Here is a 19916-nt window from a genome sequence, read left to right on the forward strand (position 1 = left end):
GCGCGCGCATGTTCCGCAGCGGGGACCTGGCGCGCCGGCGCGCCGACGGCTCGCTGGAGTTCGCCGGCCGGCGCGACGGGCAGGTGAAGATCAGGGGCCTGCGCATCGAGCTGGGCGAGATCGAGACGGTGCTGTGCCGGCACCCCCACGTCGCGCAGGCCACGGTCGTCGGCGGCGAGGACGGCCGAGGCCTGGTCGGCTACGTGGTGCGGCGCCCGGGCCGCTCCGTCGACCCGGGGGAGTTACGCGAGCACGTCGCCGCCCACCTGCCCGGCTACATGGTGCCCACGTCGATCGTGGCGCTGGCCGTGATGCCGCTGACCCCCAGCGGGAAGGTCGACCGCGCGGCGCTGCCCGCTCCGGAGCCGGCAGCCGCCGCCGGACGCGGGCCGGCCACGCGGCGCGAACGTGTCCTGTGCGAGTTGTTCGCCGGTGTCCTCGGGGTCGCCGAGGTCGGCGCGGACGACGGCTTCTTCGCCCTCGGCGGCGACAGCATCATGGCCATCCAGCTGTCCAGCCGGGCGCGGGCCGCCGGGCTCGGTTTCGCGCCGAGCGACGTCTTCCGGCACCCGACCCCGGCCGGACTGGCCAGAACAGCCGGGAAGAGCGCCGCACGTCCGCCCCTCCGTGACCGGGCCGGCCACGTCGGGCCGACGCCGATGATGCGGTGGCTACGGCGCCTCGGCGGCTCCATCGACGAGTTCAGCCAGGCCATGCTGTTCGAGGTGCCGCCCGGTATCGGCGGGGACGACCTGGCGCTGGCCGTGCGACACGTCCACGATCACCACGACGCGCTCCGGATGCGACTGCTGGACGACTGGTCGGTGGAGATCGCTCCGCCCGGCCGGTCGCCGCACGTACGCCGGGTGGACGCCGCCAGCGCCGACCTGCGCGAACTGGTGTCCACGGAGGCCGCCCGAAGCAGGGCGGAACTGAACCCCCGTACCGGGGACATGCTGCGGGTCGCGTGGCTGGACACCGGCCCGGGCGAGCCGGGACGCCTGCTCGTCACCGTGCACCACCTCGCCGTGGACGCCGTGTCGTGGCGGATCCTGCACGAGGACCTGTACCAGGCGTGGCGTGCCGTCGCCGCCGGGGAACGTCCCCGGCTCGAACCGGTCGGCACGAGCTTCCGTGCCTGGGCGGCCGATCTCGCCCGGCCGGACGCGCACGCGGCGAAGCAGGACGAGCTCCCGCTGTGGCGCTCCATGGTGGAACCCGCGCGCGGCGGGCTCGACCCGGAGCGGGACACCATGCGCGACGCACGAACGATGTCCTTCGTCCTGCCCGCTGACCTGACCGAGCCCCTGCTGACAACCGTGCCGGCCACCCTGCGTGCCGGCGTCGACGACGTGCTGCTGACCGCACTGGCCCTGGCGGCCGGCGAGATCACGGTGGATGTGGAGCGCCACGGCCGGCACCAGTTCGCGGACCTGTCCAGGACCGTCGGGTGGTTCACCGTGATCCACCCGGTACGGCTCGATCCCGGTGCCGGCCGCGATGCCGGCACGGCGCTGCGTTCGGTCAAGGAACACCTGCGTGCGATCCCCGATCACGGCATCGGCTACGGTCTGCTCGCCGACACCGATCCGGTGCTGGCCGCCGCGGGCGCGCCACCGATCGGGTTCAACTATCTCGGCAGGCTGGACACGGTTGGCGGCAAGGACGGGTGGCGGCCGGCCGCCGAGTCCGACGCGCTCGGCAACGGAATGCCACCGGACATGCCTTTCCCGCACGCGCTGGAGATCAGCGCGGCAGTCAGGGAGGGGCCCGAACTCGTGGTCACGCTGATGTGGCCGGAACGGGTCCACTCACCCGACGGGATCCGGGAGTTCGCCGACGCCTGGCGGGCCGCGCTGGCCGAACTCGTGCGCTACTCCGCGCACCCGGACGCGAGCGGCGCGGTGCCGTCGGACTTCCCGCTGGCCGACCTGACCCGGCCGGAGCTGGACCACGTCCTGGGCCAGATCGGTGATCCCGCGGACATCCTCCCGCTCTCCCCGCTGCAGCAAGGGATGCTGTTCCACCACCGGATGAGCGCCGCGTACGGCCCGGACGCGCCTGACGTGTACGCCACCCGGCTCCACATCGACCTGTCCGGCTCCCTGAACCTCCCGGCGCTTCGCGACGCCGCCGACGCGTTGCTGACCCGGTACCCGAACCTCGGCGCCGCGTTTCTCCACAAAGGACTCGACCGCCCGGTGGCCGTCATCCCGAAACAGGTCTCGGCGCCGTGGGGCGCGGCGCGGCCGTTCGATCCGACGTGCCCGCCGCTGCTCCGCTTCGATCTGGCCGGACTCGGCGGCGACCGGCACCGGCTGACGCTCGCCATCCACCACATCCTGTTCGACGGCTGGTCGATGCCGTTGCTGGTGCGCGATCTCTTCCGGCTGTACGCCGGGCACCGGCTCCCGTCCGTGGCGCCGTACCGGGACTATCTGGCGTGGCTGGCCTGTCAGGACCACGCCGCGGCGGAGACCGCCTGGTCGGCCGCGCTGGCCGGCGCCGAGCCGACCCTCGTGACGGGCGGATGCGATCGCGCGCCCTGCCTGCCGGTCCGGCGCACCTTCGAGTGCCCGGCCGAGGAGACGGCCGCGCTGAGTGCTCATGCCCGCCGGGCCGGGGTGACCGTGAACACCCTGGTCCAGGTGGCGTGGGGAAAGGTGCTCGCCGAGGCGACCGGCAAGGACGACGTGCTGTTCGGGGCGGTCGTGTCCGGGCGGCCACCTGAGTTGCCCGGCGTGGAGACCATGGTCGGCCTGTTCGCGAACACGGTGCCGGTCAGGGTACGGGGCGGACCGGCACGGCGGCTCCAGGAGGAGCAGGCGCGGTTGCAGCCACACCACTACCTCGGACTGGGCGAGATCCACCGGCTCATGGGGACCGCGGAGCTGTTCGACTCGCTCGTCGTCTTCGAGAACTACCCACTCTCCGACCTTGCCGCACCGCAGGAGTGCGGGGTGCGGATCACCGCGGTGGACGGCCTCGACGCGGCGCACTACCCGCTCACCCTGATCGTGTCACTCGGCACGACGCTGCGGGGCAGGTTCGAGTTCCGGTCCGACGCCGTCACCGAGGACGCCGCGGCCCGGCTGCTCGATCGGTTCCTGGCCCTGCTGCGGCCCGACAACGGGGAGGTTCGATGACCGGCGACCGAATCGCGGTGCTGGGCGCCGGCGTGATGGGCACCGGCATCGCCACCCTGGCGGTCGGCCGGGGCCTGCCCGTGGTCCTGGTGGATGCGGACCCGGACACGGTCGCCGCGGCGCGAACCCAGGTGTCACGGCAGCTCCGGCTGGCCCGGCTGATGGGACACCTGCCGAGGGAGGAGACCGCGGGCGAGCTGACGACCACGACCCGCGTCGCGGACGTCGCGACGGCGACGGCGGTCATCGAGGCGGTCACCGAACGGATCGGGGCGAAGACCGCGGTGCTGACCGAGGCGGCCGCCGTCACGCGCCCCGGCACGCCGCTGATGTCGAACACGTCGGCGATCCCCATCGGCGAACTCGCCGCATCGGTGCCGCGGCCGGCGGATGTCCTCGGCGTGCACTTCATGAACCCGCCCTATCTCATCAGGACCGTCGAGGTGGTCCGCGGCCCGCGCACGGGGGAGGAGACGATGGCGAAGACCACCGCGCTCCTGGCCGCGCTCGGCCAGGAGGGGGTGATCGTGGGGGACGGGCCCGGGTTCGTGATCAACCGCATCCTGCAGCGCATGATCAACGAGGCCGCCCGGATCGTCGAGGAGGGCGGAGCGTCGCCGGAGTCGGTGGACACGCTCTTCCGGCGCTGTCTCGGACACCGCACCGGCCCCCTGGCCACGGGCGACCTCATCGGCCTCGACAACGTCGTCGACGCGCTGCGGGTCCTGCACGAACGAACCGGCGACGACGGCTACCGCCCGGCCGACCTGCTGCTGGCCAAAGTGCGTGCCGGAGAGTACGGACGCAAGACCGGGCGGGGGTTCTTCGACCACGAAGGGACACCATGACGGACACGCAGATGATCAGCGACGCCCTGCTCGCATTCCTCGACCGGCGAACCGGAACCACCTGGACCGAGGACGCCGACCTGTTCGACTCCGGTGTCGTCTCCTCGCTGTTCGCCCTCGAACTGGTCCTCCACATGGAGAAGAGCTTCGGGGTCAGCGTCGGCGGCGCGGATCTGGCGGTGGAGAACTTCCGCACGGTGAACGCGATGACCGCGCTCGTGCTGCGGCTGCGTGATCCGGATGAGTGAAGTGGCGGACAGCGAAGTGGCGGACATGGTCACCGCCGTCGTGGGTGACCGTGCGGACGGCTGGGACCGGGCCGGACGGCTGCCCGGCGACGTCCTCCGGGAACTCGGCGCGAAGGGCGTGCTGTGTCCGCAGGTCCCGGCCGAGTACGGCGGTCTCGGTCTCACGAGCTTGTGCGCCGGCGAGCTCACCGCGTACGTGGGCAGCCTGTGCGGGTCGCTGCGCAGTGTGATGACCGCGCAGGGCATCTCCGCGTGGACGGTCCAGCGGTTCGGCTCGCCGGCGCAGCAGGCGGCCTACCTGACCAGGCTGGCCTTCGGGGAGGTGGCCGGCGTCGCGTTCAGCGAGCCGGACGCGGGTAGTGATCTGTCCGCGATGGTCACCCGTATCCGCGACGACGGTGACTCCGTGGTGGTCGACGGGCACAAGGTGTGGGTGACCGGTGCGGCCTACGCCGACCTGCTGGTGGTGTTCGGCAGGTACGGTGGCGGCGCGGCCGCCGTCGTGGTCCCGACCTCCGCCACCGGTGTGGCGGTCGAGCGGGTGCCCGATCCGCTCGCGTGCCGTGCGGCAGGGCACGCCGACGTCCGGCTGGACTCGGTGCGCGTGCCGGCCGACTGCCTGCTCGGCGGTGTCGGCCTGGTGGACTCCGCGTTGACCTACGGCAGGTTGTCGGTGGCATGGGGATGCGTCGGCATCCTGCGGGCCTGCCTGTCGGCCACCGCCCGGCACGCGAAGTCCAGACGCCAGTTCGGCAAGCGGCTCGCCGACCACCAGCTCGTCGCCAGGCAGCTGGCCGAGCTGTTCGTCGCCGAGCAGGCGGCGACTCGGGTCTGCGAGCACGCCAGCCGGTGCTGGGACGCCGGTACGCCGGACCTGGTGACGGCCGCGCTGCTCGCCAAACACCTGTGTGCGGGCCACGCCGCTCGCGGCGCCTCGTCGGCCGTGCAGGTGCTGGGGTCGGCGGGCGTCCGCGACGGCGGTGCGGTCGCGAGGGCGTACCGCGACGCCAAGGCCATGGAGATCATCGAGGGCAGCAACGAGATCTGCCAGCTGGCCCTGGCCGAACACGCGTTGGGAGTGTGGTCGTGAGCGGCCTGGTGAAGTGCCTGGTCTGGGATCTCGACCAGACCTTGTGGCGCGGTGTGCTGCTCGAGGACGGCGAGGTCGAACTCCCCGAGGAGATCCGCGCGGTGATCGTCGAACTGGACGCCCGCGGCATTCTCCAGTCGGTGGCCAGCCGGAACGATCACGACAAGGCGTGGGCGCGGCTCGCGGAACTCGGCATCGCCGACTTCTTCGTACTGCCCCGCATCGGCTGGGGACGCAAGTCCGATGCCGTGCGCGAGATCGCCGACGCGCTCGGCTTCGCATACCGGACGATCGCCTTCATCGACGACCAGCCCGCCGAGCGCGCGGAGGTCACCCACCACCTGCCCGACGTCCGGAGCTACCCGGCGGAGCGGGCGACGGGGCTGCCGGCGCTGCCGGAGTTCACACCGCCGGTGGTCACGGCCGACGCCGCCGCCCGGCGCCGGAGGTACCAGGCCGGTTTCCGGCGCGAGGCGGCGCGGATCGCGTTCACCGGCCCCGACGAGGAGTTTCTCCGCACTCTGGACATCGTCCTGCGGCTCAGCAGGGCGACTCACGCGGACATCGCGCGACTCGAGGAGCTGACCTTACGCACCAGCCAGATGAACGCGACCGGCGTGCACTACTCCGAAGAGGCGTTGCGGGAGCTGGTGACCGACCCGGGACATGAGGTCCTCGTGGCCACCATGACCGACCGGTTCGGCGCACACGGTCCAGTCGGCGTACTGCTCGTCGGGAAACACCCCTCGGTGTGGCACCTGAAGCTGCTCGCCACCTCCTGCCGGGTGGTGCCGTTCGGTGCCGGTGCGGTGCTGTTGAGCTGGCTCACCGACCAGGCGGCCCTGGCGGGCGTCCACCTGCTCGCGGATTTCCGGAAGACCGACCGCAACCGGATGATGGAGGTCGCCTACCGGTTCGCCGGCTTCGCCGAGCAGCCGTGCGACTGCCGCACCACCGTCGGACACGACGCCGGCGGCACTCAGCGGCTGCACCTGACGCCGACCAGGCAGCCCCAGCCAACGACGATGCGCGTTGACGCACCCACTCTGAGCAACGACGCCGGCCGGACGAAGTAATGGGGCGGACAGACCGCCGGCGATGCCGAAGAAATGTGCCGGTCTCCCTGGAGGAGGCGGCTCAGGTGGACGGGTGCGGCCGGATCCGGGCGTTCCGCGCGGTCGACAAGCAGGATGTCGCGCTGCCGTTTCCGCCCAGGCGTGAACGCCCGCGGGTCCACGACAGATCGCGCTGAACACGCCGAAACCCCACGCTCAGCGTGATATTCCCAGGCGATGGCGGGCGAGCGAGTCGTAGAACGGTTGGTGGTGCTCGGCGACACGGCGCAGATGCTCGTTCGTGTCGGGCGTCTCACGCCGCTTGGGCGCCTGGGCCACGACCCCACTACTCTCGGCCACCTCCGCGTGCCATCGGGTCGTGCTCCGCCAGTTTTCCCGCTGACCGGGATCCCAGCGCATCGCGTCGGCCTTGAACTCGAGCCCGACCCGCTCGCAGTATGCCCGGACCATCGGTTCCGGATCGGCTACGAGGTCGTCGCCATCGATCACCAGCGGGGCCTCGCCGGTGGCCGACCGTACGGCGTCGAAGATGACGTGCAGGTATTCGAAGCCGTACTCGTCCAGTGTGGCCTGGGGGTTCTTGGCGTAGTGCGAGGAGATCGCGCCCCGCGGCTCCCGGATCATGAACGTGTTGGTGACGTCGCGGAACAGGCGCTCGTCTTTGAGCAGCGGTGTGTAGGTGTAGTCGGAGGTCTCCTTGGCGAACACCCGGCGCTCTTTGGCGTTGACCTCGAGCATCGTGTCGAGCAGTTCGATCGGCGAGGTGACGTGTCTGCCCGCGAGCTCGAAGTGGCCGTCCGTCTGCAGGTACGAGAACGGCTCGTGGGCCACCTCGAGATCGCCGCGCTCGAGCATGATGCGCAGGAACGCGGTGGACCGCGATCGAGGCACCGCCCACAGCATGATGGGCTTCGGCACGGCACTCATTGCGACCACGCGGTGGGCCGGCGGTCCCAGCGATGTTCGCGCAACCGCGCCATCAGCTCCTCGCTCAGTGGTTCGGCGTCGCCGGCGGCGACGTTGGCCCGTACGTGCTTGAGGTTGCGCATGCCGGGGATCACGGTGGCGACGTCGGGGTTCTGGAGGATGAAGCGCAGCGCGAGTTCGGGCATGGTCATGCCCTCGGGCACGATCTTCGCCAGCCGTTCGGCGCGCTCCACGCTCGGGATGAGGTTCTCGGGCACGAAGTAGGTGTTGCGCCAGTCGCCTTCGGGCCAGCGGGTGTCGCGGGTAAGGGTGCCGGTGAGGGTGCCTTCGTCGAAGGGCACCCGTGCGATCACCGCGACGTCCAGCTCACGGCACGCCGGGAACAGTTCGTCTTCGGGGGCCTGGTCGAAGATGTTGTAGATGACCTGCACCGAGTCGATCAGTCCGGTGCTCAGGGTCTGCAGGATGTTCCAGGGTTCCCATCGGTTGACGCTGATCCCGACGCCTTCGATCAGCCCGCGTTCCTTCATCTCGGAGACGGTGTCCTGCCAGGCCGCGTCGTGTGCCCAGGCGTCCTCCCAGACGTGGAACTGGAACAGGTCGATGGACGGCCTGTCCAGCCCTTCGAGGCTGCGGTTCAGGTATTCCCACAGGTGATCCGGTGGGTACACATCGGCCAGTTGGGAGTCGCGGGTGGACGGCCAGGTGCGATCCTTGGGCGGGGGCTTGGTCGCGAGGTGGAGGCGGCGGTCCGGGTGCCGCTTGACCAGCCGCCCGAGCATCTCTTCGCTGTGTCCGCGGCCGTAGATCCAGGCGGTGTCGAAGAAGTCGCACCCGTACCGTACGGCCTCGTCCAACGCGGTGTCGCCGGCCTCGTCGTCGACTCCCGTCCATCCGCCCTCGCCGCCGGCTATCCCCCACATCCCGTAGCCGACGTCGCTGACCTTCCACCCCAACCGGCCGAATCGACGCTCACGCATCCCTTTGCCCCTTCCCTGTCTGTACGGCGGTCTGTACGGCGGTCTGTACGGCGGCTGCCTGGCTCCAGCGGTTTCCGCCCGAGCCGAACCGGGTCTGCCGCACCACGCCACCGGCGACCTTCATCCGCTCGCCCTGGACGACGCCCCGGTGGACGGACAGCGTCACGCTGCCGCCGACCTCGCCGACCAGCCGGTCGATCGCCTCCCGTGCCGCCTGCGCGGCGGGCTCGAGCCATCGCGCCTCGTACATCGCGGCGCCCAGAACGGTGGCCATCCGGTCGTAGAGTTCGCGGCTCGCCGCGTCGAGGCTGGCCTGAAGGAGACGGGTCCACGCGCGGCCGAGCAGTTCCAGCCCGGGCGCCTCGTAGATGCCCCGGCAGACCGTGCCGATGATGCGCCGCTCGACCACGTCGCGGAGCCAGACGCCATGCCGCGCACCGATCTCGTTGGCCCGCGTCATCCACTCGACCGGCTCGGGCCCGCTGCCGTTGACGTCGGCGACCCGTCCGTCGCGGAAGGTGACCGTGACGATCTCCGGCTCGTCCGGGGTCTGCCCAGGCCACTTGCTCCACCGTGGATCGAGCCGGGTGACCGGCGTTTCGAGGTCTTCCAGTTCGGCCGACTCGTGCGAGATGCCGGCGAGGTTGGCGTCGGTGGACCGCTCGGCGCTGCTGCCCGGGTCGAGGTGCAGTCCGTGCTCGACGACGGCCGCGAGCATGGTCTCGCGATCGGGGAAGCGCTCAAGCGCCCGCGCGTTTGTCCACGGCTCGATGATGGGCAACTCCGGTGCGACCTGGGCGCCGTAACGCGCGAAGCGGCGCTGGTCGTTGCCCCCGCCTACACAGCCATGAGCGAGCGTCCGGCATCCGTCCGCCCGCATCACCGGCGCGACCTCGCTGACCAGCACGAAGCGCGCCGCACCGGTGGTATTCCAGTAACCGCCGTCGTGGCAGGCGCGATACCGCAGCAAATCCGATGCCACGGCGGCAATGGAAGATCGTAAATCCATGACGACGGCTTCGGCGCCGAACTGTCGTAACGAAGAAGCGAGCGCGGCCACCTCCGCGGGAGCCGCCTGGCCGATGTCGGCTATATAGTGCCTCGTCGGAGTGGACAGTTCATGAAGCCAGACCCCGACGGCCAGGGCGGAAAGTCCGCCCGATTGGAATATTCCGACACGTGCGTTGTCATTGGCTTGCCGCACAGCCTTCCCCTAACGCTGGTGGATGGGATGCGATGCCGGGATCAATACGCCGACCGCCCCGGGCCTACCCACGGACGGCGCGTTCTCACACTTGCCGCGCAAAGGATCTCAGAATCGAAGTCCGCTGCTCCGGTCGGTGCTGGTAAGGGCTGATTCGGCCTATCTGGAAATCCTTATTTCCCCCTTCTCGAGGGTCGCCAGGTGATCATTTTCTATTCTTGATCAGGTTGCCCCGATGAACACGTCCGTGGATTGACAGGAGTTTGCCGGGGTAAAGCCGGGCATGCCTCTCGCGCCTTCTCCAGGCTGCGGTCCTGGACTCGCCTTTTGTCCTGCCGGAGCCGCACTCCTTTTGCGCCGCAGGCCAAGCGATCAGCCCGGGAACTCGTCGGCCGCACGCAGATCCGCGTGCGAATCAACGACATATCCTCGCAGGCCATAGCCCCTGACGCGGAGGTCTCCGCGCCGACTGCGGCGGCACTCGGGGTTGCGAATCCCGGCGACCTGTTCCAGGATGAAAGTAACCTGTAAGACGCCTGATACCAGTTAGTCGATATGACGCAACATCCACGTCGGCCGAGTTGGAAGGGAGGAACTTCGGTCATCGAGGCGCATTAAGCGCTCCCGCCTGCGCACATTCACCGGAGCCCGGGAACCAGCGTTTCACGCGGCCGCCAATACTTCTTGGACACCCTCGTCATGCTCGCCGAGGGCCGGTCCAGGCCGCCTGAAACTCACAAACCTGAATAGTGACCGAGCTGCCCGCACCAGGATCTGTTGCCGGTCGAGACTACGGAGCACGATGCCACGCCATCAGCAGACGCACCTGAGCGAACACGTTCTAACCGCCATTAACTTATCGCTGGGACCGCAGCATGCGTTCCCCCGGCGCAGCACAGTCCTCGACCTGTTCCGCGAACAGAAAGAGGCCGGACCCGACCGTCCCGCCCTCCGCTACCGGGGCACGTCGATGAGCTACGCCGATCTCGATGCCGTGGCCAATATCACGGCCCATCGACTGATCGGCAGCGGCGTATTGACGCGACAATTGATACCCGTACTCATAGCGGACGGGCCCGAATTTCCGGCATCACTCTTCGGGGTGATGAAGACAGGATCGGCGTTCGTGCCGTTGGATCCGGCTTGGCCGATCGACCGTCTCAGCGCGATCATGGCCGAACTGTCGCCGCCCGCCATCGTGGTGTCGCCGACGACCGTGGCAGCCATCGCCGAGCTGGAACCGGCCCTTCCCACGGTCATCGTCGACTGCGCGGAGCCGGGCGATCCGGCTGAGCGGACACCCCCGCCGACGGACCGCGAACCCGGACCCGAAGACCTGATCTACGGGTTTTACACCTCCGGCTCGACCGGCACGCCCAAGTGCGCGATCAACCATCACCGCGGTCTGGTCAACAGGCTGACCACGATGTCGCGCCGGTTCGGTGACGGGGCCGAGCACGTGACGCTGCAGAACAGCCGGTCTACGTTCGACTCCTCGATGTGGCAGGTGTTGTGGCCTCTGGTGTCCGGTGGGCAGGTCGTGCTGCCGCACCGCGACGGGATCCTCGACCTCGAGGAAACCGCGATGACCATCGGCCGCTATGGCGTCACGATGACCGACTTCGTACCGTCCGTGCTCGAGGCGTTCGTGTCGCTGCTGGAGGTGCGCGAGGACCTGCGTGACGCGACGTGCGGCCTGCGGCGCATGCTGATCGGTGGGGAGGCGGCCGGCCCCGGCCCGGTGCACCGGCTGCGCGCGCTGTTGCCCCACCTCAAGGTCACCAACACGTTCGGGCCGACGGAGTGTTCGATCGGGTCGGTGTTCCACGAGGTCACAGACGCCGACGCCGATCGGATCCCCATCGGGCGCGCCATCGACAACACCGCCGCGATCGTGCTCGACGACGACCTCAACCCCGTCCCGGTGAACACGCCCGGCGAGCTGTATCTCGGCGGTGAGTGCGTCGGAGGCGGCTACCTCAACGATCCCGAGCGCACCGCGCGGGTGCTCGTGGCCAACCCCTTCCCTCAGATCCCCAGTGAAGAGCTCTATCGGACAGGAGATCTGGCGCGGGTCGGCGAAGACGGCCTGCTGTACTTCATCGGCCGGCTCGACGAACAGGTCAAGATCAATGGGGTACGGGTGGAGCTCGGTGATGTCGCATCGGCCGTGGCCGGCCATCCGCTCGTCGGCAACGCGGTGGCGGTCGTGCTCGGTGAGCCGCCCGAGTCCACCTTGGCCTGCTGCGTCACGCCGCGATCGCCGGCCGATTCACCGGCTCCGGAGCAGCTCCGCGAGTATGCCGCGGAGAAACTGCCGGCCGAGCAGGTCCCGCACCAGATCGTGGTGCTCGACGCGCTTCCGCTCAACCACAACGGCAAAGCGGACCGCAAGGCGTTGGCCGCGCTCATCGTGGCCGAGCCGGCAGGCAAGCCCCGCCGGGACGAGCAGGTCGAGCCGCCGGCCAACCCGATGGAGGAACTGGTCTGCTCGGCGTGGCGCGAAGTGCTCGAGCTGGACCAGGTCTCGGTGGTCGTACCGTTCTCCGCCTACGGGGGCACCTCGCTGATCGCCTACCGGCTCACCGCCGCCGTCGGCGAGCGGCTGGGCAGGCCGGTACGTCCCAGAGATCTGCTCGTCGCCTCCACCGTGCGCGCCCAAGCGGAGCGGCTGACCGAGAGCGTCGATGACGACAGCGCCGAATTGGCCTACATCAAGCACGACCTGGCCTGGCGCCCGCCGCAGACCCTGCTGCTCACCGGCGCGACCGGTTTCGTCGGGGCGCACATCTTCGCCGAGTTGCTGATGTGCTCCGATGCCGGGCTGATCTGCCTGGTACGGTGCTCCGACCCCGCTGACGGAGCCCGGCGGCTGGCCGAGGCCCTCGAGCAGTACGGGCTGACGACCGCCTGGCAGCAACTGCCCACGGCGCTCAGGACCGGACGGGTCGAGGCGGTCCCCGGCGACCTGGGCGGCGAGCTGCTCGGCCTGCCGCAGTGGCGATTCGACGCGATCGCGTCGGCCGTGTCCGGTGTCGTCAACGCCGCGGGCGCGGTGAACTTCCTGTCCGACTATCTGGACCACCGCCCCGCCAACGTGCTCGGCGTACAGGAGCTCATCAGACTCGCCTCGGGCGGCGCCCGCGTGCACACCCTGTCCACGTTGAGCATCTTCCCGCCCGCCGGGCCGGCCGCCCCGCGCATCACCGAGGACCAGATTCCGGAGACGGAGCAGGTCGCCGCGGACGGCTACAACCGATCGAAGTACGTCGCGGAAAGCCTGCTCGCCGACGCGCACCGGCGTGGCGTCAGCTCGGTGGTGTACCGGCTCGGCGAAGTCTGGCCGCATCGGGCGACAGGCATGGCCAACCCGGATTCGCTGGCGCACAACCTGCTGTACGCGTGCGCGCGCACCGGATGCGTGTTCCCGACCGAAGCCGAGACCGACGTGACGCCGGTGGATGTGGTCGGCCGGTTCGTGGCCCGCGCCGCCACCGGCGACATCAAGGTGCCCGACGGCGCGATGCACGTGCTGTGGCCGGCCAGGCTGCGCTTCGCCGAGGCGTTCGGCGTGCTCGCCGACCGGTGCGGGCTCGACCGGGTCGGCTATGGGCGGTTCCGCGGCCGTCTGGAGGCCATCGCCGAGCCTGACAAGAGGCTCTCCGGGTTGTGCGCGCTGCTGCCGCCCGCGGCCGCCGACCATGACGCGGCGCCGGCCGAGTTCGACCGGCTGTTCACCGACGGCTCGCGGTACTTCGACACCCAGCGGTTCAGCCGGCACGCGGGCTCGTTGGCGCCGCCGCGGGCGGACGGGCTCAAGGTGCTCGACCGCTACCTCAGTGAGCTGACCGGCATCCACGCCTTCGTACCACAGGAGAGGTAGACGCAATGGAAGAGCGATTCGCCGTGGTCGTCAACCACGAGGAGCAGTACTCGATCTGGCCCGCCGGCCGGGAGATTCCGACCGGCTGGCGCGCGGCCGACGTCGAGGGTGGCAAGAGCGAATGCCTGGACCATATCGCTCGGGTGTGGACGGATCCGCGCCCGCTGAGCGTGCGACGGTAAAGGAGGAGACCGAGATCATGTCCACACCCGACAAAGGTAATGTCGCCGAGATCCGGCGCGCCCTGCTGGAGCGGAAGGTCCGCCAGCGGGTGGCGGAGAAGGCCGAGCGGGAGCGGATCGTGGCCGTCCCGCGTACGGACAAGATGGCCATCGCCGAGCAGCAGCGCTTCCTGTGGTTCCTGCACCAGATGGTCGCGGGCGCCCCGGTCTACAACGTGCCGTTCGCGATGCGCCTGCGCGGCCCGCTCGACGTGGACGCGCTCTCCGAGGCGCTGCGCGGGATAGTCGCGCGGCACGAGAGCCTGCGCACCCGGTTCGGCGACGAGCACGGCGTGCCCTTCCAGCGGGTCGATCCGCCACCCGAGACGTGGGACCTGCCGGTGACCGACGGGACCGAGGAGTCCGTGCAGGACTGGATCGACGGGCAGGTGCGGGAGGAGTTCGATCTGCGCAACAGCCCGCCGTACCGGTTCGCCCTGTTGCGCCTGGGCCCGGATGACCACGTGCTGTCCATCGTCTGGCATCACATCGTCATCGACGGATGGTCCTCGCGTCAGTTCGCCGAGGAGCTGACCGCCCGCTACAGCGATCCGAGCGGCGCGGAGTTCCCCCCGCTGACCCTGCAGCCCGCCGACTTCGCGGCGTGGCAGCGGCTCTGGCTGCTCAGCGAGGAGCCGGCCAAGCAGATCGACTACTGGCACGCCGCGCTGGACGGGATGGAACCGCTGGAGTGGCGCACCGACCGGCAGCGCCCGTCGGCACCCACCGGGGCCGGCCGTATCCACGAGACCCGCCTGCCCGACGATCTCGCACGGAAGATACGCGATCTGGCCCAGGCCGAGGGCGTCTCCCTGCTCGCCCTGACGATGGCCGGGTACCAGGTCGTGCTGAACCGCTACACCGGCCAGAACGACATCGGGCTCGGTTCGGTCCTGTCCGGACGGACGCGCTCGGAAACCGAACCCATGATGGGATTCTTCGCCAACACGGTGGCGGTCCGCGGCGACCTCGAGGGCAATCCCGTGTTCCGCGACCTGGCGCACGCCGCCAACGACAACATCCTCGAGGCGATGGCCCATCAGGACGTGCCGTTCGGCCGCCTGGTGGAGGAGCTCAAGCCGGAGCGGCTGCCAGGACGGAACCCGCTGGTCGCGCACCTGTTCACGCTGCTTCCTGAGTCGATGATCGCGCGCTGGCGCCTGCCCGGCGTCGAGGTCGAGATGCTGACCCCGCAACCGGGCACGACCCGCTTCGACCTCACGTTCCAGATCAACGACCTGCCGGACGGCGGCCTGGGCGTGTGGATCGAGTACTCCTCCGAGCTGTTCGACCACGAGCGGGTCGAGCAGTTGGTGGAGCACTTCACCACGGTCATGTCCGACGCGCTGTCCAGGCCGGACGCCCGGGTGGACGCGCTGGACATCATGCCCAACGACGAATACCTGCACGTGCTCACCGAATGGAATCCCGCGCCCGGTGAGCTCGACGAGCGGCTGCTGCATGAGCTGTTCGCGGCGCGCGTGGCCGAGGCGCCGCACGCGGTCGCGATGCGGTTCGCGGGAGAGGACCTGACCTACGCGCAACTGGACGAGCGGTCCAGCCGGCTGGCGCACGCGCTCGTCGAGGAGTTCAAGGTGGCGCCAGGGCACGTGGTCGGCGTCCTGCTCGAACGCGGCTTCGACCTGCCGGCCGCCGAACTCGGCGTGCTCAAGGCGGGCGGGGCCTGGTTGCCGCTGGACCCGCAGTACCCGCCCGAGCGGCTGGCCTACCAGCTCGGCGACGCCGACGTGGTGGCCGTGGTGACGACGTCGGATCTCGTCGAGCGCGTGCCCGCGGACGTGGGACGGATCCTGCTGGACACGGACGCGCTCGACGGGCGGCCGGACTCGGCTCCTTCGGTGCACGTGGCCCAGGAGGACACGGCATACGTCATCTACACCTCGGGCTCGACCGGTACCCCCAAGGGGGTCATGATCCCCCACCGGGCAGTGGTGAACTTCTGCACCACTTTCCAGCGGATGTTCTCGGTGACGCCGGACGACCGGATCCTGCAGTTCTCCAACCCTGCCTTCGACGTGAGCGTGTCGGACGTGTTCTCGACGCTGACCGCCGGCGGGACCATCGTGGGCGCGCCGCGCTCCGAGCTGCTCGACCCGGAGACGTTGCAGCGGCTGCTGGCCGGCGAGCGGGTGACGATGGTGGACATCCCGCCCGCTGTGCTGGGGCTGCTCGATCCGTCCACTCTGGACGATCTGAGAGTGTGCTTCATCGGCATGGAGCCGTTCGGCGCCGACCTGGTCAACCGGTGGAGCAAGCCGGGGCGCGAGTTCCACAACGGATACGGGCCGACAGAGGTCACGGTCACCTGTGTCGACTACCTGTGTCCGCCGGAGCCGTTGGACGGACCGCCGCCCATCGGCCGGGCGATGGCCAATCAGCGAGCCTACGTGCTGGACAAGGGACTGCGGCCCGTACCGGTCGGCGTGCCCGGCGAGCTGCACATGGCGGGCGCCGGTCTGGCCATCGGCTATCTCGGGCGGCCCGACCAGACCGCCGAGAAGTTCGTGCCCGACCCGTTCGCCGTCACGCCGGGCGAGCGCATGTACGCCACCGGCGACCTGGTGCGCTGGAACGCCGACGGCAACCTGGAGTTCCTGGGCCGGGTCGACCGCCAGGTGAAGCTTCGCGGGCTGCGCGTGGAGCTCGGCGAGATCGAGCACGCCATCGAGAGCTTCGCCGGCGTGCGGCAGTGCGTCGTGACCGTACGCGACGCGGGCACGGCCTCGGCCTGGCTGGCCGCCTTTGTGGTCGGCGAGTTCGAGCCGGACGAGCTGCGCGAACATCTGAGCGGGCTGCTGCCCCTGCACATGGTGCCCACCGACTACGTCCGGCTGGAGCAGCTTCCGCTGACCTCGACCGGAAAGGTGGACCACGCGCGGTTGCCCGATCCTCGCCCCGACGGCGGCGTGGGACAGGTCGAGCTGACCACCGAGACGCAGCGCCGGGTGGCCGGGATCTGGCAGAGCCTGCTGAGCCTCGACCCCGACAGCATCGGCGCGCAGGACAACTTCTTCGTCCTCGGCGGCAACTCCCTGCAGGTGACCCAGATGATCTCGCGGGTGCGCGACACCTTCCAGGTGACGCTCGACCCGCGGCGGCTGTTCAGCTACCCGTTGCTCAGCCAGTTCGCCGCCCAGATCGACGACGCGCAGCGCGCGCTGCTGGGCGAGGAGGAGGTGGCGCGGCTGGAGGCTCAGGTCGCCGATATGCCGGAAGAGGAGATCGATCGGCTGCTGAAGGAGTCGAGCTGATGACCGGCTCGCCCCCCTCCGCTCTGGAGGAGAAACGGCGCGAGCTGCTGCGCCTCCGGCTACGGCACAGAAGGGAGGAGGCCCTCGCACGGCGGAGTGCCACCTCCGCCACGCCGGAGGGACGGCCACCGTGCTCCGGCCGGCTGCCGATGTCTCCGCTGGTGCCGCTCAGGTCCGCGGGCACGAAACCGCCGCTGTTCCTCGTGCACGCGGCCGGCGGCTCGGTGGCGCCCTATGTCGCGCTGGCCGCGCTGCTGGGCGACGACCAGCCCGTCTACGGGCTGGAGGATCCGGGCCTGCACGGCGGCACGATCGGCGAACGTCCCATGGCCGGCCTGGCGGACACCTATCTGGCCGCGGTCCGTGAGGTTCAGCCCGACGGGCCGCTGCGGGTGGGCGGCTGGTCGGTCGGCGGAGCGGTGGCACTCGAGATGGCGCGCCGGGACGGCGATGTCGCGTTGACGTTGGCACTCGACACCGCCATCCCAGACGAGCCCTCCCGCCCCGGCGACGACGAGCTGAGGGCGTGGTTCGCCGCCGACGTCGCGGAGATGGGCGCGGAAGCGAGCCAGGACGAGCTGGCCGAGCGGTTTCCGGTGTTCGCCGCGAACGTACGTGCGCTCCTGATGTTCCGCCCGTCGCGGGTGGACGGGCGGGTGGTGCTGCTGTGCGCCGAGGACTCCGAGCCTGGACGGATCGACCGATGGCCCGCCTACGCCGATGAGATCCAGGTGGTGCGCGGCGACCACTACACCATGCTCCAACCCCCACACATCGAGGCGCTGGCGGAAGCCATGCGCGACAGACTAGGCGAGGTGAGTGTCCGATGATGCCGGCCTTCACGCCGAAACAGGACAGCTTCCGGGAAGAGATCCGCGAACTGCTGCGCGAGGACGCGGTGCGCGCGGAGATCGCACAGTCCCGCCGGATGCCGTACGGGCAGGAGAGCGGCCTGCTCGCCGTGCATCGGCGGCTGGGCAAGCTCGGCTGGCTCGCGATCAACTGGCCCGAGCGTTACGGCGGAGCGGACGCCACGATCGTGGAGAAGGCGATCCTCACCGAGGAGATGATCCGCCACGGCGTGCCCGACAACGTGCACTCGCTGGGCATCGACATCGTCGGGAACGCCATCCATCTGTTCGGCACACAGGAGCAGAAAGAGCGATACCTGCCCGGCCTCGCACGTGGCGAGACCACGGCCAACGTGCTGTTCAGCGAGCCGGACATCGGATCCGACCTGGCGTCGCTGACCACGCGCGCCGAGCCGGACGGCGACGGCTGGCGCCTGTACGGCCGGAAGATCTACAACATGAAGGCGCAGCACAGTGATTTCGCGCTGTGCGCGGCCCGCACGTCGACCGGCCCGGTGAACTTCGCCGGGATCACCCTGTTCCTGATCCCGCTGCAGAGCATGGGCGTGGTCATCGAGCCGGTGTGGAACCTGTCCGAGGAGCGGTTCGACCTGGTGACGCTCGACGGGATCCGGGTCGGACGCGAGAACGTGCTCGGCGAGCTCGACGACGGGTGGCAGGTGCTGGGCAAGGTGCTTCCGCTGGAGCGCACCGGACTGGACCACTCCGCCAAGGCGGAGCGCACGCTGGCCGCGCTGCGTGAGCACGCACCGCCCGGCTGCGAGCAGCGGCTGGTGCAACTGGAGACGCGGGTACGCGCGGCGCGGCTGCTGGCGTGGCGGTGTGTGGCCAACCTGCACGATGGCCGGCCCGACGAAGTGCACTCGGCGACCGCCAAGTGGTACACGTCGGAGACGGCCAAGGAAGTGTCGGTGGCGGCGGTCGAGCTGCTCGGACCGCGGGCGCTGCTGGACGCACGCGACCCCGAGGCGATCGCCGAGGGGGTCTTCGACGCCGCGCTCCGGGAGGCTCCGGGGCTCACGCTCGCCCAGGGCTCTTCGGAGATCATGCTCTTCTTTGTCGCCACGTCGAAATTGGGGCTGCCGTCATGACCGCAGTGAAGACCACGACGATCGCCGGCTTCTTCGACGAGGACCTGGCGCCGCTGGTACGGCGGATGGCCGATCGGCCGCGTGCGGAGGGCGGGGACGGCGACCAGGACAGTCGTGAGATCCGTGCCATGGTGTGGCAGGGGCTGGCCGGGCTCGGTGCGCTCGACGCCGCCAACCCAGCCGCCAACCCAGCCGCAGACCCAGCCGCAGACCCAGCCGCAGACCCAGCCGCAGACCCAGCCGCAGACACCGTGCGGCTGGCCGAGCTGCTCGGGTCGGTGCTGTATCAGGGGCCGCTGCTCGACACGCTCACCGCGCTGGAGCTGTTCGGGAACGACGACATCGGCCAGGCGCCGGTGGCGCTGGCGGTCGCGGACGAGCCATGGTCGTCCGGGCCGGACGGTGCGATCTCCGCGCGGCGGGCCTTCGTCGGTTTCGCGGCGGAGGTGGACTACTTCGTCGTGGGCGGCGCCGACACCGGCGGACCGCGCCTGGCGCTCGTACGTGCCGGCCATCCGTCCATCACGATGCGGCGATACGAGGAAACGAGCCGGGGCGAGGCGTACGAGGTCGAATTCACGGACACCCCCGTGGCCGCGTGGGCCGCCACCGGCTGGGAGGCGGCGCTGGCCAACGCGCGGGTGCGCCAGGCGGCGTATCTGGTGGGGCTCGCCCAGGCGGCCCTCGATCACGCCGTCGGCCACGCCAAGACGCGCCGCCAGTTCGGCCGGCCCATCGGTAAGTTCCAGGGCCTGGCGTTCCGGCTCAGCGAGTTGTCGATGCACATCGACGCGACGCGCCTGCTGGTCCACGACCGCGACGCGGCCGCGCACGCGGCGGCCGACCTCGCGGCGGCCTCGGATCTGGCCCGCACCGTCACGACGCAGACCATGCAGGTCAACGGTGCCGCGGGCATGCGGTCCGACAACGACGCCCAGTTGTACTACAGGTGGGCGGCGGTCGAATCGGTGCGGCTCGGCACGCCGTCCCAGCTACGACGCGAGAGCTGGTGACAGAAGGCGCGGCGAACGTCCGGCCGACCATGGCCGGACGGTTTG

At 70.1% G+C, this 19916-nt stretch carries 14 protein-coding genes; 11 read left to right on the forward strand and 3 right to left on the reverse strand.

All coding sequences use genetic code 11. From position 1 onward, the window contains the following. The 5 genes from KME78_RS24820 to KME78_RS24840 form a co-directional block, all read left to right on the forward strand. Positions 1–3146 (forward strand): condensation domain-containing protein (locus tag KME78_RS24820; RefSeq protein ID WP_246651833.1); only part of this gene is annotated, 3146 nt, incomplete at its 5' end. Next, positions 3143–3994 (forward strand): 3-hydroxyacyl-CoA dehydrogenase family protein, encoded by an 852-nt coding sequence (locus KME78_RS24825; RefSeq protein WP_219531684.1) that lies wholly within the window; start codon positions 3143–3145, stop codon positions 3992–3994. The genes KME78_RS24820 and KME78_RS24825, both read left to right, overlap by 4 nt. Continuing rightward, positions 3991–4242: an acyl carrier protein gene (locus KME78_RS24830; protein ID WP_219531686.1), complete on the forward strand. Its 252-nt coding sequence runs from the start codon at positions 3991–3993 to the stop codon at positions 4240–4242. The genes KME78_RS24825 and KME78_RS24830 overlap by 4 nt, the downstream gene beginning before the upstream one ends. Continuing rightward, positions 4235–5332 carry an acyl-CoA dehydrogenase family protein gene (locus tag KME78_RS24835; RefSeq protein WP_219531687.1) on the forward strand — a complete coding sequence of 366 codons (1098 nt, stop codon included), beginning with the start codon at positions 4235–4237 and terminating at the stop codon, positions 5330–5332. The genes KME78_RS24830 and KME78_RS24835 overlap by 8 nt, the downstream gene beginning before the upstream one ends. Continuing rightward, positions 5329–6408 carry an HAD-IIIC family phosphatase gene (locus tag KME78_RS24840; RefSeq protein ID WP_308127123.1) on the forward strand — a complete coding sequence of 360 codons (1080 nt, stop codon included), beginning with the start codon at positions 5329–5331 and terminating at the stop codon, positions 6406–6408. The genes KME78_RS24835 and KME78_RS24840 overlap by 4 nt, the downstream gene beginning before the upstream one ends. A 195-nt stretch (positions 6409–6603) precedes the next feature. Here the strand turns inward: KME78_RS24840 and KME78_RS24845 are convergent, their stop codons facing one another. The 3 genes from KME78_RS24845 to KME78_RS24855 are packed head-to-tail and all read right to left on the reverse strand — an operon-like array spanning position 6604 to position 9519. Beyond that, positions 6604–7326, reverse strand: coding sequence for a sulfotransferase-like domain-containing protein (locus tag KME78_RS24845; RefSeq protein WP_219531691.1), 723 nt, complete (start codon positions 7324–7326; stop codon positions 6604–6606). Between the two features lie 5 nt (positions 7327–7331). Beyond that, positions 7332–8315 carry an aldo/keto reductase gene (locus KME78_RS24850; RefSeq protein WP_219531693.1) on the reverse strand — a complete coding sequence of 328 codons (984 nt, stop codon included), beginning with the start codon at positions 8313–8315 and terminating at the stop codon, positions 7332–7334. Beyond that, positions 8308–9519, reverse strand: a complete 1212-nt coding sequence (locus KME78_RS24855; protein WP_219531695.1) for an argininosuccinate synthase domain-containing protein — start codon at positions 9517–9519, stop codon at positions 8308–8310. Before KME78_RS24855 ends, KME78_RS24850 begins: the two co-directional genes overlap by 8 nt. A gap of 802 nt (positions 9520–10321) precedes the next feature. On the opposite strand from KME78_RS24855, the gene KME78_RS24860 reads away from it, so the two are divergent. Genes KME78_RS24860 through KME78_RS24885 form a run of 6 tightly spaced genes read left to right on the forward strand, consistent with a single transcriptional unit; the run spans position 10322 to position 19871 of the window. Continuing rightward, complete coding sequence (locus tag KME78_RS24860; RefSeq protein ID WP_281428853.1) at positions 10322–13402, forward strand: non-ribosomal peptide synthetase; 3081 nt, start codon at positions 10322–10324, stop codon at positions 13400–13402. Between the two features lie 5 nt (positions 13403–13407). Beyond that, positions 13408–13584, forward strand: coding sequence for an MbtH family protein (locus KME78_RS24865; RefSeq protein WP_219531699.1), 177 nt, complete (start codon positions 13408–13410; stop codon positions 13582–13584). Between the two features lie 17 nt (positions 13585–13601). Further along, on the forward strand, positions 13602–16895 hold the full coding sequence (locus KME78_RS24870; protein ID WP_219531700.1) for a non-ribosomal peptide synthetase: 3294 nt from the start codon (positions 13602–13604) through the stop codon (positions 16893–16895). Continuing rightward, positions 16895–17725: a thioesterase domain-containing protein gene (locus KME78_RS24875; RefSeq protein WP_219531702.1), complete on the forward strand. Its 831-nt coding sequence runs from the start codon at positions 16895–16897 to the stop codon at positions 17723–17725. The genes KME78_RS24870 and KME78_RS24875 overlap by 1 nt, the downstream gene beginning before the upstream one ends. Beyond that, a complete protein-coding gene (locus tag KME78_RS24880; RefSeq protein ID WP_219531704.1) occupies positions 17722–18858 on the forward strand; it encodes an acyl-CoA dehydrogenase family protein in 1137 nt (378 codons plus the stop codon). Before KME78_RS24875 ends, KME78_RS24880 begins: the two co-directional genes overlap by 4 nt. Further along, positions 18855–19871: an acyl-CoA dehydrogenase family protein gene (locus KME78_RS24885; protein WP_219531706.1), complete on the forward strand. Its 1017-nt coding sequence runs from the start codon at positions 18855–18857 to the stop codon at positions 19869–19871. Before KME78_RS24880 ends, KME78_RS24885 begins: the two co-directional genes overlap by 4 nt. The last annotated feature ends 45 nt before the right edge of the window (positions 19872–19916 follow it).

This window comes from Nonomuraea guangzhouensis (assembly GCF_019396345.1).
GTDB classification, from domain to species: Bacteria; Actinomycetota; Actinomycetes; order Streptosporangiales; family Streptosporangiaceae; genus Nonomuraea; species Nonomuraea guangzhouensis.

Excerpts from the sequence above, each read along its gene's own strand:
- KME78_RS24835 (WP_219531687.1), top strand. The coding sequence starts at position 4,235 with ATGAGTGAAGTGGCGGACAGCGAAGTGGCGGACATGGTCACCGCCGTC.
- KME78_RS24830 (WP_219531686.1), top strand. The coding sequence starts at position 3,991 with ATGACGGACACGCAGATGATCAGCGACGCCCTGCTCGCATTCCTCGAC.
- KME78_RS24860 (WP_281428853.1), top strand. The coding sequence starts at position 10,322 with ATGCCACGCCATCAGCAGACGCACCTGAGCGAACACGTTCTAACCGCC.
- KME78_RS24850 (WP_219531693.1), bottom strand. The coding sequence starts at position 8,315 with ATGCGTGAGCGTCGATTCGGCCGGTTGGGGTGGAAGGTCAGCGACGTC.
- KME78_RS24875 (WP_219531702.1), top strand. The coding sequence starts at position 16,895 with ATGACCGGCTCGCCCCCCTCCGCTCTGGAGGAGAAACGGCGCGAGCTG.
- KME78_RS24880 (WP_219531704.1), top strand. The coding sequence starts at position 17,722 with ATGATGCCGGCCTTCACGCCGAAACAGGACAGCTTCCGGGAAGAGATC.
- KME78_RS24885 (WP_219531706.1), top strand. The coding sequence starts at position 18,855 with ATGACCGCAGTGAAGACCACGACGATCGCCGGCTTCTTCGACGAGGAC.
- KME78_RS24865 (WP_219531699.1), top strand. The coding sequence starts at position 13,408 with ATGGAAGAGCGATTCGCCGTGGTCGTCAACCACGAGGAGCAGTACTCG.
- KME78_RS24825 (WP_219531684.1), top strand. The coding sequence starts at position 3,143 with ATGACCGGCGACCGAATCGCGGTGCTGGGCGCCGGCGTGATGGGCACC.
- KME78_RS24870 (WP_219531700.1), top strand. The coding sequence starts at position 13,602 with ATGTCCACACCCGACAAAGGTAATGTCGCCGAGATCCGGCGCGCCCTG.